At 43.1% G+C, this 12,747-nt stretch carries 13 protein-coding genes and 1 tRNA gene; 13 read left to right on the top strand and 1 reads right to left on the bottom strand.

Translation table 11 applies throughout. The annotated features are described in order from the left end of the window. Nucleotides 1–3: 3 nt before the first annotated feature. The 10 genes from V6C27_00720 (at nucleotide 4) to V6C27_00675 (ending at nucleotide 9,468) form a co-directional block, all read left to right on the top strand. Nucleotides 4–777 (top strand): acyl-CoA dehydratase activase, encoded by a 774-nt coding sequence (locus V6C27_00720; protein MEG6614949.1) that lies wholly within the window; start codon nucleotides 4–6, stop codon nucleotides 775–777. Nucleotides 778–808: 31 nt separating this feature from the next. Next, entirely contained in the window at nucleotides 809–1,591 is a 783-nt protein-coding gene (locus V6C27_00715; protein MEG6614948.1) for an MBL fold metallo-hydrolase, read from the top strand. A 24-nt stretch (nucleotides 1,592–1,615) separates the two neighbouring features. After that, nucleotides 1,616–2,569: an alanine-tRNA synthetase second additional domain-containing protein gene (locus V6C27_00710; protein ID MEG6614947.1), complete on the top strand. Its 954-nt coding sequence runs from the start codon at nucleotides 1,616–1,618 to the stop codon at nucleotides 2,567–2,569. A gap of 20 nt (nucleotides 2,570–2,589) precedes the next feature. Then, nucleotides 2,590–3,339, top strand: a complete 750-nt coding sequence (rph, locus tag V6C27_00705; GenBank protein ID MEG6614946.1) for a ribonuclease PH — start codon at nucleotides 2,590–2,592, stop codon at nucleotides 3,337–3,339. Continuing rightward, nucleotides 3,340–3,954 carry an XTP/dITP diphosphatase gene (locus V6C27_00700; GenBank protein MEG6614945.1) on the top strand — a complete coding sequence of 205 codons (615 nt, stop codon included), beginning with the start codon at nucleotides 3,340–3,342 and terminating at the stop codon, nucleotides 3,952–3,954. A gap of 7 nt (nucleotides 3,955–3,961) precedes the next feature. Further along, nucleotides 3,962–4,435, top strand: a complete 474-nt coding sequence (locus V6C27_00695) for a metallophosphoesterase (GenBank protein ID MEG6614944.1) — start codon at nucleotides 3,962–3,964, stop codon at nucleotides 4,433–4,435. Nucleotides 4,436–4,572: 137 nt separating this feature from the next. Beyond that, nucleotides 4,573–4,646, top strand: a tRNA-Gly gene (locus V6C27_00690). 465 nt (nucleotides 4,647–5,111) lie between these two features. Further along, a complete protein-coding gene (locus tag V6C27_00685) occupies nucleotides 5,112–6,086 on the top strand; it encodes a substrate-binding domain-containing protein (GenBank protein MEG6614943.1) in 975 nt (324 codons plus the stop codon). A 148-nt stretch (nucleotides 6,087–6,234) separates the two neighbouring features. Then, the gene (locus V6C27_00680) at nucleotides 6,235–7,362 is read left to right on the top strand and encodes a putative sulfate/molybdate transporter (protein ID MEG6614942.1); all 1,128 of its coding nucleotides are present in this window, start codon (nucleotides 6,235–6,237) and stop codon (nucleotides 7,360–7,362) included. A gap of 213 nt (nucleotides 7,363–7,575) precedes the next feature. Next, a complete protein-coding gene (locus V6C27_00675; GenBank protein ID MEG6614941.1) occupies nucleotides 7,576–9,468 on the top strand; it encodes a methyl-accepting chemotaxis protein in 1,893 nt (630 codons plus the stop codon). A gap of 219 nt (nucleotides 9,469–9,687) precedes the next feature. Here the strand turns inward: V6C27_00675 and V6C27_00670 are convergent, their stop codons facing one another. Then, a complete protein-coding gene (locus V6C27_00670) occupies nucleotides 9,688–10,683 on the bottom strand; it encodes a DUF4003 family protein (protein ID MEG6614940.1) in 996 nt (331 codons plus the stop codon). 99 nt (nucleotides 10,684–10,782) lie between these two features. Between V6C27_00670 and V6C27_00665 the strand changes: the two genes are divergently transcribed. The 3 genes from V6C27_00665 (at nucleotide 10,783) to V6C27_00655 (ending at nucleotide 12,646) form a co-directional block, all read left to right on the top strand. Then, nucleotides 10,783–11,628, top strand: a complete 846-nt coding sequence (locus tag V6C27_00665) for an SPFH domain-containing protein (protein ID MEG6614939.1) — start codon at nucleotides 10,783–10,785, stop codon at nucleotides 11,626–11,628. Between the two features lie 8 nt (nucleotides 11,629–11,636). Further along, a complete protein-coding gene (locus V6C27_00660) occupies nucleotides 11,637–11,804 on the top strand; it encodes a toxin-antitoxin system HicB family antitoxin (GenBank protein MEG6614938.1) in 168 nt (55 codons plus the stop codon). A 203-nt stretch (nucleotides 11,805–12,007) separates the two neighbouring features. Beyond that, nucleotides 12,008–12,646 (top strand): Crp/Fnr family transcriptional regulator, encoded by a 639-nt coding sequence (locus V6C27_00655; GenBank protein ID MEG6614937.1) that lies wholly within the window; start codon nucleotides 12,008–12,010, stop codon nucleotides 12,644–12,646. Nucleotides 12,647–12,747: the final 101 nt, after the last annotated feature.

The raw sequence follows: 12,747 nt of genomic DNA, 5'->3' as shown, positions 1-12,747 counted from the left end.
AAAGTGTATGCTGGCATAGATTTAGGCAGTAGAAATGTTAAAGTTGCAATACTAGATGACCAGGGTCAGCTAAAATTACATAAATTTGATACTGTATCCTTTTATCGAGAACATGGACACATGGAGGACGGCCAACTGCTGGTGGATTTATCAGCCTTAGGGCTAGGTGACATTGGTTGGCAACAAATTGTGAGTACTGGTTACGGACGGCAAACCATTAACCTTAAAGGGGCAAAGAACATTGCCGAAATTAAAGCCCACGTCACTGGAGCGGTGTATCTCACCGGTAAAGAAGATTTCACCATGCTGGATTTAGGTGGGCAAGATAGCAAGGTGGCTTTGGTCAGAAAAGGGCGCATGGTGGATTTTGAAACCAACGATCGTTGTGCTGCCAGCACCGGCAGATATTTGGAAAATATGGCAGCGGTATTAGATATTGATTTGGCTGAACTAAGTAAACATTATCAGCATCCGGTGGAATTATCATCAACCTGTGCTATTTTTGGAGAAACAGAATTAATCGGTAAAGTGGTTGAGGGCTATTCGGTGGCCGAACTGGCGGCGGGAGTTAACTACACCATTTTTAAAAGGGTAAAACCAATGTTGTTAAAATTGGCCAGCCCCACCATTGTTTTTACCGGCGGGGTGGCTCAAAACCAAGCGTTAAGACAGATTGTCACCCAAGAGCTGAACAAAGAAGTGTTGGTGCCGGATAATCCGCAATACAATGGGGCCATTGGCTGTGCGGTAACAGCTAAAAAGTTAGCTTTGCAGTAAACCAATATTGCAGGGACAGGGAGATGACAAAATGCAGCTTACGGTTTTAGGATGTTGGGCACCTTATCCGGCCCCAGGGGGGGCATGTTCTGGTTACTTGATTCAAAATGGCGAAACCTTCATTATGCTCGAGGCTGGCAATGGCAGTTTTGGTAAACTACAAAAGCAGTTGGATTTTCGCCGGTTAGCAGCGGTGATCATCACCCACTTACATCCCGATCACTATCTGGACTTGTTTTGTTTACGTCACGCCATTGCGGGAGCAATCAGAGATGGTCAACGGACCGGCCCTTTGGCGCTGTTTGTTCCCAACAAGCCCACCGCAGATTTTGAACGGTTGGCTCAGTATACCGACGCCTTTATCATTAACCCGATAGAAGACCTGCCGTTGGTGCAGTTAACCGATGATATTAGGGTCAGACAAGCCCGGGTAGGTATGATGCAGTTGCAGTTTGCCACCAACTACCATCTACTGCCAGCCTATGCAGTCAGTGTAGATGGTGGCCAAGGAAAACTGGTGTTTTCCGGTGATACTGCCCGGACAAAGGACTTGGCACAATTGGCGGCGGGTGCTGATCTATTTCTTTGCGAGGCCAGTGGTTTGGATAAAGACATTGAATTTGTGAAAAGTGGCCATTTAACTGCCCGACAGGCGGGCGAACTGGCCCGAGAGGTGGGTGCCAAAAAGCTGATGATTACGCACTTTTATCCGGAGTATGATTTAAACACCCTTGGTGCCCAAGCCAGCGCAGCATTTGGCAAAGCAGTTATGTTAGCCAAAGAAGAAGCCAAATATGACATCAGAAAAACCTAGATTTTTAAAGTGGGAGGTTTTTTTATGATAAACCTTGTTCATGAATATTTATCCCATGCGGTTTATTTTGCCCCCAGGGGGCGACGACGTTTAATGGCTTTGGGTTCCAGCATATCTCAGCGGTATTTAGATCCTCAGGATAAACTAATTGGCTTTATTGGAGATGCTGGGGCAGGTAAATCGCTGCTTATCCGGGGCATGTTTCCAGGGTTAGAACTAACCAATGATGATGATGGTATTAACCTGCGCCCATTACCTTTGCTCGATGATGCTGAGCGAGGTCATTTCCGCAGTTATACCTATCATTTAGATATGCGTTTTGAAACTGCCTTTGCCCAGCCCTACCAATTGGCAGAGGCTGTCAAAAAAGCGGTGGATGCAGAACACCGGGTGGTGGTGGAACACTTTGATTTGCTTTATCCCCACCTTAATTACAACGCCAGCATGTTAATTGGTATTGGGGAAGAAGTAATAGTTACTCGGCCCAATATTTTTGGCCCCAAACCTCAGGAAATAGCGGATATAGTTTTTGAATCACTAATCTATCGCAAAATGGCCCATACAGCTGAAGATATGACCAGTTTTGTGTTGCGGGATATGGGGCTGGAAGAAGCCGTTGAGCACGATGATTTAGTGCATGGTTTTGTGCTGGAATTTAGAGAAAAACCGGACATAGATTTGGTAGAGGTGGAAAGACGCGTTAAGGAAATGATTGCCAAGGATATTAGTATTCATTATAAAGATGAACAACATATCAGTGTCGGTGGCAAGGAGGTAAGATGTACCGGGCCCCGTTTACATGTCACTAGCACTAATAAAATTGAAAACTTTAGGCTGTTAAAGGAGTTTAAATGGGACTCAATTAACAAATTCTATACCATAGCTGGCTTAGTTGGGCCGGTAGATGAGGATGAAACCAGTGATTATCCCAACCAGTTTAAATTTGCCACTAAAGCCAATAGACGGCCCAGAACATAAAATTATAAGGGGGACTAGTATTGCTGAGATCCGATGGCAGAAAAGTAGGAGAAATTCGTCCAGTAAAAATAACCAGGAAATACACCAAACATGCAGAGGGTTCAGTATTGATCGAAGTGGGGGATACCAAGGTTATCTGTAATGCCACGGTGGAAGAAAGGGTGCCACCATTTTTAAAGGGGACAGGCAAAGGTTGGGTGACAGCGGAATACTCTATGTTGCCTAGGGCCACCGGTGTCCGCACGGTCCGTGAGGCGGCCAGGGGTAAGTTAGGTGGACGCACGATGGAAATTCAGCGGTTAATTGGCCGGGCACTGCGCTCGGTAATAGATTTAGAGGCTTTGGGAGAGAGAACCATCACCATTGATTGTGATGTCATTCAAGCTGATGGGGGTACCAGAACAGCTTCCATGACTGGGGGCTTTGTGGCCTTGGTTGATGCCTTAAATTTATTAGTGGAAAGAAAAGTGTTAAAACAAATTCCCCTGCGGGATTTCATGGCGGCCGTTAGTGTTGGAAGATTAAATGGCGAAGTGATATTAGACTTAAATTATCAAGAGGATTCTGCTGCCGAAGTGGATATGAATATTGTCATGACCGGTGGGGGTGAATTTATAGAAATTCAAGGTACCGGTGAAGAAGCTACCTTTTCCCGCCAAGATATGGAAGCCATGCTCAATTATGCCGAAGCGGGCATTAAAGCACTGATTGCCAGCCAAAGGGAAGCCTTGGGGAAAATTGCTGATAAAGTAGGAAAGGTGCGTGTTTAGGTGCAAAAACTGGTATTGGCCAGTGGCAACAAAGGTAAATTAAAAGAATTTAATACATTACTGGCACCGCTAAATATTAGCGTTTTGTCTCTGGCGGATTATCCTGGCATGCCGGAAACAATAGAAGATGGCAGTACCTTCAGTGAAAATGCCATTAAAAAGGCTAAAGAGGCGGCACAGCATACAGGTTTACCGGCGTTGGCAGATGATTCCGGTTTGGAAGTGGACTATTTAAACGGGCAACCGGGGGTTTACTCTGCGCGGTTTGCCGGCGAACCTAAGGATGATGCGGCCAATAATCGCAAACTATTGGCGTTGATGAAGGATGTACCCTGGGAACAACGCACCGCCCGGTTCCGCTGTGTTATTGCTATCTGTACCCCAGAGGGAACGGTGGAAACCAGCGATGGCGCTTGCGAAGGGTATATTCTAGAGGAAGAAAGGGGCAATGGTGGTTTTGGTTACGACCCCTTGTTTTATGTGCCCCAGTTTGACAAAACCTTTGCCGAACTGGACATGACAGAAAAAAACAAAATTAGTCATCGGGGCAGAGCATTGCAGGGTATGGTGAATATACTAACTAAAAGAGTAAAAAGTGTAAATAAGGAAGAGTGAGAATAAGGTGCGTATTGGGGTATTAAGTGACACCCATGGTAATATAGAACTGGCTAAACTGGCCTTAACCCAAATGGGTCCGATAGATTGCTTGCTACACGCCGGTGACCACTTTAGAGATGCCAAAGAACTAGGGGTATTAAAAAAACTGCCTGTATATGCGGTGGCAGGAAATTGCGATTGGGATATACTGGAGCCCGAAGATATCACCATTAATGCCGTTGGTAAAAGAATTTGGCTTATCCATGGTCATCGACATCGGGTCAAGGCAGGGCATGATACGCTGCTGCACGAGGCCAAAAGTCATAACATAGATGTGGTAATTTATGGTCATACGCACGTTGCTGTATCAGAAGTTGTTGATAACATATTAATTTTTAACCCCGGTAGCCTAACCCAACCCCGTGGTCCACAGGGGCCAACCTATGGAGTAATTGAGATATTTAACGGTGAAGTGATACCGTACATTTTTCAACTATAGCATTACTTTGGTGGGCTCAAGGCATTGAGCCCTTAAACCACTTTACAGTAAAAATAATAACCTTTTCTATAAAAACCTTGACGGCGCAACGAAATTTAGTTATAATAACTTTTGTCAGTTAAACAAACTATTGTTATGCGGGTGTAGCTCAATGGTAGAGCACCGGCCTTCCAAGCCGGGTACGTGGGTTCGATTCCCATCACCCGCTCCATTTATTTTTACAACAATGTATATTATAAAGCACCACTTCCTAGAAGGGGTGCTTTTTTCTATGTGCGCCCGGCATGGGTATTATCTATAGGGTGAAAGTCCCGAACGGTGAAGGTAGTAGTAGCCGTAGCTTAAGACAAGGGTGTCTACCGCGAGGTAGAATCTGAAGGAAGTCGGCGGCAAACCTCCGGCCCGAGGACCACGAACTCCAGGTGAGGCTAGCGACAGTTGGATGAATCTGCATAGCAAGATAAAGTCCTTGCTACCAAAGGCTGTCGAGAGTAAATGGAGCGGGTAGATATCCGATTGGGATGTTAAATTTTGAATTTATAAAAACCCTCCACAATTTGATAAATTATCTAGCATATGAATAATGCGATAACTTCTGCGCTACTGAAATCACCACATTGATCCGCCAACATATAATATAGAAATATTTCCCTTATTACCAGATGGAGGTGTCCCTATGCCTAATTCAAGTTGTCGGCGACCTGCTAGTTGTCCAGCGGGGTTCAAATGCCTTTATACAGTAGTTGCCGGTGATACTATGTATTGTATTGCCCGGCGTTTTGGCATTACTTTAGAAAGACTTATTTTAGCTAACCCCCATATAACTAACCCTGAGCTAATTTACCCTGGTGACAAGCTATGTGTACCAAGTAAAATTGAACCTAAAGAAGAGTTGGTTTTAGCCACCACCACCAGTACAGTGGATACCGGGTTGTTGGACGTATTAATACCTATGTTTGAAAGGCAAACAGGTTGCAATGTTATAGTTTATGCTGTGGGTTCTGGTTCTGCTTTAGCGATGGGGGCCAGGGGCGAGGCTGATGTGGTTTTATCCCACTCGCCGGACTTGGAACAAAGATACGTGGAGCAAGGCTATTTCACCAACTACCGTTTAGTGATGTACAATGACTTTATAATCGCCGGTCCTGCAGAGGATCCGGCAAACATTAGGGGAATGCAAAGGGCGCCAGGGGCATTGGCGCAAATAGCTGCCAGTGAGGCAACCTTTGTATCCCGGGGGGACTACTCGGGTACCCACCTTAGAGAGCTCGAACTGTGGGAACGAGCAGGGGTGGTTCCCGGCGGTGATTGGTATCGGCTAGCCAACGCCGGCATGGCAGAAACCCTTAATATGGCTATAGACCTAGGGGCTTATACCCTGTCAGATCGGGGCACATACCTAGCCCAAAGAAAAGATATAGAATATGCCATTATGGTAGAGGGAGATCCCTTGTTGTTAAACTTTTATCATGTAATGCAGGTTAACCCAAGGAGATTCCCGACAGTAAATGCCCAGTGCGCCGCAGCCTTTGTGCAGTTTATGATCAACCCACGCACTCAACGGATAATTGGTGAATATGGTATAGATAGATTTGGTGAACCTTTATTTATTCCGGCTGCTGGTAAAAGTATGGAAGATATTATGGGGTAATTAAATAGGGGCTGTGGCAACAGCCTTTATTTTTTTGATAATTTTTACTGAAAAATTATTATAAAACAGAAAACATAATCTCAAAGGGAAAAATCATGTTTTATCTAATATAGTAATTGCAGATAAAAGCATAAAGTGAGGTGTTAGCATGGCTTTAAAAAATCGCTTTGACAAAACCGAATGGGCAGGTGCCTTTGGGGACCTGGGAACGTTAATACCCTTTTTGGTGGGCTATATCACTATTATGAAGATGGACCCGCTGGGTGTATTGTTTATGTTTGGCATTATGTTAATTGTTGTGGGTTCTTATTATAAAACGCCCATTCCTGTGCAACCAATGAAGGCAATTGGTGGTGCTGCCATTACCCAGGCAGCGCTGATCACTCCGGGAATGGTTTGGGGTGCAGGTATCTTTACCGGGCTTTTTTGGTTAATTATGGGGGCAACCGGTGCGCTGAACGTGGTTTCTAAAATTACTACCAAACCGGTAATCAGAGGGATAGTGCTTGGCTTAGGTCTCTCCTTTATTTTGCAAGGGACCCAAATGATGCAAACCGACTTTGCAGTGGCGGTTGTTGCGCTGGTGCTAACATTTATTTTATTAAGTAATAAGAAAATACCGGCAATGTTTGCCTTAATTGTTTTTGGTGTGGTAGTTGCTCTAGTTAAAAACCCAGGATTGGTTCAAGAACTGTCCAATATTCGTTTTGATTTTCGTCTACCACAGTTTGCTTTAGGAGAATTTACTTGGAATGACTTTTTTATGGGGGCTCTTATTTTGGGCATTCCTCAGGTACCGATGACATTGGGCAATGCTGTTATCGCTGTTACTGCGGAAAACAACCGCCTATTTCCTGAACATCCCGTCACTGAAAAGAAAATCGCTATTTCCCAGGGGTTTTTAAACCTATTTTCCCCTATCTTTGGGGGTGTTCCCATGTGTCACGGGGCAGGGGGGTTGGCAGGCCACGTGCGCTTTGGTGCCCGTACTGGTGGTTCCACTATCATCTTAGGAGGCCTATTGATATTGGCTGCCCTTTGTTTTAGCAGTTCGATTTTGCTGATCTTTAAAATATTTCCAGAGAGCATACTGGGTGTAATTTTATTTTTTGCTGGCCTGGAACTTGCTGTTACTGCCAGAGATGTTGCTAAAGAAAAGGATGCTTATTATACACTGCTGGTGACTGCTGGATTTTCTATGTGGAACATGGGTATTGGTTTCTTAGCTGGCATTGTGATGCAAGAATGCTTAAAAAGAAAAATATTTAAGGTCTAATTAAAGCAGTATTTGTAAGTTTTAGGGAATTGGGATATTAAATCTGTCCCTCATGTCCCTGTCCTCTGAAAGAATTTTTGTGAATTTTGTCACTACATGTCATATGGATGACTTTATTTTATCAACGGGGTTAGTAAAATATACTTGTGATTACTATCATAACCATATTGTGGCAACAAATGCTTAATGATACATAACGTTAGGGGGATATGTATGCATTTAAGTCTGAAAATAAAGATTGTTACACCAATTGTGTTTATAGTAGCAATAATTTTGTTGACGTTAATTTGGCAAAATTATAATGAAAAGGTAGAATTGCAGCTGGCGGCGGAAGAAAGTAAGTATCAACTAATAACTCAAACGATAAACAATGATTTAAACAGTATTTTTAACCAAGCCCGAATAGGTCTCAAAGGGGTTGCTGAGAACCCAGAAATTCAAAGGGTTTTTGCTGAACGGGATCGGGAGCGTTTGCAAGCCTTAGCCATGCCGATATATCAGCAGGTGGCTAATGAGGGGATAGAGCAATTTCAATTTCACTTGCCGCCGGCTACCACTTTTTTACGCCTACATATGCCGGAGAAGTATGGTGACGACCTGTCATCATTTCGCAATACCGTGCTGGAGTGCAATGACAAATTGACACTGGTCCAAGGCCTGGAAGAGGGGGTCGGTGGCTTTGGCTTTCGGGTGGTAATGCCAGTATTTTATCAGGACAACCATGTGGGTAGTGTGGAATATGGATTGGGCTTTACCGAACAACTACTTAATAAGTGGAAGCAAAATATTGGTGGCGAGTACTATATCTATAGCCAGAGTAGCGGTGTATCTTTGGAGACTAATGAAAATGGCCTGTTAATTGCCACCACTAAAGATGATCCTTTTAAAATTGATGACCAAGAGGTAGCAGAGATTTTGAAGTCTGGTGAAGCTAAAACAATATATGCTGAAGATAATAGCCAAGTGGCGTTGATTGTGCCATTAAAGGATTACAGCGGAAAGGCAATTGGTTATGTTAAAAGTGTTAATAGTCGTGTGGAAATATTAAAGGAATTAAAGGCCACCCTTAACACAACAATAATGGAGGCATTAATAGCTATCTTATTGACACTGGCGCTGACTTTGTTTATTGCTGGTGCAATTATTAAGCCGCTAACCAAATTGAGTCAAAGGGCAGAAAAGGTTGCTAATGGTGACTTAAACCAGCAAATAGATATCCAAAGTCAAGATGAGATTGGCGTTTTGGCAACTGCTTTTCAGCACATGATTGACAATCTTAACTACATAATATCCGACCTGCAACATAACTCAGACAAACTCAGTGCCCAAAGTCAAGAACTGGCCGCTTTCAGCCAGCAAGTTAATGCCACTGTGGAAGAAATGGCCAGCACTGCCGATGAAGTGGCGACCACATCAAGTCAAGGAGCATTAAATGCCGAGGAGGTAGTTAAGGATTCACAACTACTGCAGCAAGTGGCTGAGGAAGGTAATAAAACCATTTCGGAGACTGTGGAGAGCATTAATAATGTGGCCATCGGTGCCAAAGGGGTAGGGGAATCGGTTGGTAGATTAGGTAATAAATCAGATAGAATTGGAGAGATTATTGAAGTCATTACCACCATTGCAGATCAAACCAATTTGTTGGCCCTTAATGCGGCCATTGAAGCAGCCCGGGCCGGAGAGCATGGCAGAGGTTTTGCGGTGGTGGCTGAAGAAGTGCGTAAGCTAGCCGAACAATCTGCCCAAGCTTCAGGTGAAATTGCGGTAATAATAAATGATATTCAAACGGAAGTTACTAATGTGGTCAATTTAATGGCTGCTCAGCAAAAAAGGGTGGGCCACGGGCTGGAATCTGTTACCAATGCCGGCGCTTCTTTAAAACAAATTATTAAAGCTGTTGAGAAAAGCACGGTGGAAATTCAACAGGTTGCCCAAGGCTTTGAAAAGGCCAATGAAGGAATGCAGCAGTTGTCTGCGGGAAACGAGCAAGTGGCTTTAACAATACAGCAAGTTTCTTTGGCGGCCCAAGAGCTGGCCACCATTGACGGCCAATTAAATCATCATGTGGCAAAATTTAAGCTGATGGAAACAGACACTAAAAATTGATAATTTTTTGCTGATAAGCCCCAGTGGTTAACATGTTACTATCACTGGGGTATATCTTTGTCTGTTATCACGATGGGATATTGGTCACCTGACCACGGTACACCCACACTTTGACTATCAGCGACGGCAAATTTTTAACTACATCACTGGTTTTTCATTGAAGAGCTTTCCCCTTTGGTTCCCATGGAGATCATTTTGAATAATACACAAGACTTATTTTTAATTTGACGAAGCCGCTGCCGTTGCTGCTGCTGCCGAGGTGGCGGCAATTAGGGCAGCAGTTTGGGCCGCCACCATTGTTTCGATGGAGATGCCCATGGTGGTGGCCATCATTTGTCGGTGCTTTTTATCTTCCAGATACTTATTGCATACCAGGGATGCGGTGATTAAAATATTTAATTCTTTGTTAAACCATTTAAATCCCTGTTGCTTTTTAAGATAGTTGACAGCGGTAACCACTTCCGGTAGCGCTTTTTTAGCATCGTTACCCAGCAGCGCTAAAAAGCCAATGGCCCCATAATAAGTTGCAGAGATACCTAATTTGCGTTGTTTTAAATAATCTACAATTTCTTGACACAGAATGGCCTTTGATTCAGCGGGTGCGGGGTTAAAAGTCAGTAAGTGTGAGAGAAATTGTAAACCGTTACTTTTTTTGAACCCCACTTCATTTAACTGGTGGTAACACCTCTCCATTTCACTTTCTATCTGACCAAGGTCATCCTTCATATCTGCCAACAGTATTGCCACAGGGTAATCATCGGCCGATGTTAACCAATAATGGTTTCCTTTCATCCGTTTGTAAATATCATAGGCCTTGGCGATGCGCTGCGGTACTTGTTTTGGCGGGCAAGTTAGCATTAACGCATAGGCGGCTATGGTCAAGTAAGGGCTCTTTTTAAAACCTGTATCACGCATTAACTTTTCATAATCAAGCAAATGATCAAATGCATGTTTAGCATCGTCGAAGCTGGTAATTAATAGTGGTGCCAGGGCAAAGCTTTTACTTCTGTGGGTGGAAAATACACCAGTGTTGTTTTTAATATACATAATCACTTCTTCAAAATTAGTTTCGTCAAAGGGTTTGTCCTTTAAACAGAAAAGAAACGATCCGAAGCGAACAGTAAGGTCATTTGCTCGCCAACGATATTTTTTATTCATTAATATATATAACTGCACCAGCTCGTCCAACTGACTTTTTATTTGGTTATCTAACATAATTTTCACCTCTATCTATAGTATAAACTATTTCCAATTGCATTTCCAGTATCAAAGTGATATCATATGTATATCATTGTGAAATGGGGGTTGAAAATATTGACAGAACAAAAGGTGTGGAAGGTAAATGGGTTTCTATTTTTGGTATTGCTGCTGGGGTTACTAGTTGGCGCTGCCTTTTCGTTATTCAACGGTAGCATTGTTTTAGTTGGGGCTTTGGTTTTAGTGATGTTGATTCTTTGTACTGGTTTAACTTTAGTACATCCCAATGAGGCTAAGGCAGTGCTGTTTTTTGGGCGTTACATGGGCACCATTCGAGAAAACGGTCTTTGGTTGACGATACCACTTTCAAGTGCTAAAAAAGTATCTTTAAAAGTACGCAACTTTAACAGCGAAACCCTGACAGTGAACGATGTTGAAGGCAACCCCATTGAAATAGCAGCGGTGGTGGTCTTTAAAGTGGTGGATAGTGCCAAAGCTTTGTTTGATGTTGATGACTATAGCGCCTTTGTCACTATTCAATCAGAAACGGCATTGCGCCATGTGGCTTCTAAATACCCTTATGACAATTTTACAGACCAAGGTTGTTCCCTAAGGGCAAACACCGAGGAAATTGCTGCTGAGTTAGCCCAAGAGCTACAGGAACGTTTAAAGGTGGCTGGGGTGGAGGTAATGGAAACCAGATTAACCCACCTTAAGTACGCCACTGAAATAGCCAGTGCGATGTTACAAAGACAACAGGCCAGTGCCATTCTAGCGGCCAGGCAAATAATAGTTGAAGGGGCGGTGGGCATGGCCCAAATGGCCATTGAAAAATTAACTGAGCAAGGCACTATTGAGTTGGACGAGGAAAGAAAAGTGGCGATGATTAATAACTTAATGGTGGCCATTGTATCCGATAGATCAGCACAGCCCGTTATTAATACCGGAACCCTTTACAGTTAAGGTGCAGTATGGCTTCCAAAAAGAAAAGCTTTCCGCTACGAATTGACCCCAATTTATATGAAGTGTTGGAAAAATGGGCTGCTGATGAGTTTCGCAGTGTTAATGGCCACATAGAATTTTTGCTAAGGGAATCCGCCAAAAAGGCAGGCCGGTTGCCCAAAAAGGAAGATCGGTGAATATTTCGCTTCGTGAAATTAAAAACCAGGACAACGGTGTGAACACCTTGACCTGGTTTTTAATTTGTAGCTAACATGTAAAATGCTGTGTGGAATAATATATAGGCTTGCGAAAGTGAGCACTATTAACACAACGTTAAAATAATGATATACTAATCCTAGCCAATAAACGAGGGAAGGTGACAAATTTCATGCAAGAATTGATGTTGACAGCACAAGAAGAGCAAAAATTGTTGTCAATTAGTTCGATAATCAACTACCCTAAAGGCCAAATAATATTTACCGCCGGCCAAAGAACCAATGAGGTTTATTATATTAAAAGTGGTTGGGTAAGAATTTATCGAACAGTGAATGATGGTCGCCAAGTAACAGTGGCACTCCGTTATGCCGGAGACTTTATTGGCCTAGCTGAGATACTTAGTGGCGGTGAAAGAGAATGTAGTGCAGAGGCAATGGATGATATTTGCCTTCATGTGATTTATGGCAGTGAATTCAGAAAAATGCTTAGCGAAGACAGAGCTTTTAATATGAAGATCATGGGCTTATTGGGAGATAGACTGAGAGAAGCGCAGAATACTATCCACGATTTCATCAGTAATCAGGCACAAGGACGGCTGGCTGTAATAATCAAAAAAATGGCTGAACGCTCCGGAGAATTAGATGGTGAATATATAAAGGTTAATTTAAAGATAACCCAGGTGGAATTGGCTTGCATGATTGGGGCTGCCCGGCAAACAATCTCCTCATTAATAAATCTTTTTAAAGAAGATGGTTGTTTAGTATTTGAGGGTAGAGAGATAGTGGCAGTAAATTTAAAAAAACTAGAAACTTGGATAGAATAAATAAAGTCAGTTCATGGAATTAGGGCGTTTAAGAATCGGTACAAAGGGATTCTTAAACGCCCTTTGTATTTATTTATATTGGTCTTTAAATTGTCGCGTAA

The organism is Peptococcaceae bacterium 1198_IL3148, from assembly GCA_036763105.1.
In the GTDB taxonomy this organism is placed as follows: Bacteria; Bacillota; Desulfotomaculia; order Desulfotomaculales; family Desulfohalotomaculaceae; genus JBAIYS01.
Note: the sequence above shows the minus strand (reverse complement) of the source record. Positions and strands in the feature narration are given on the sequence as shown.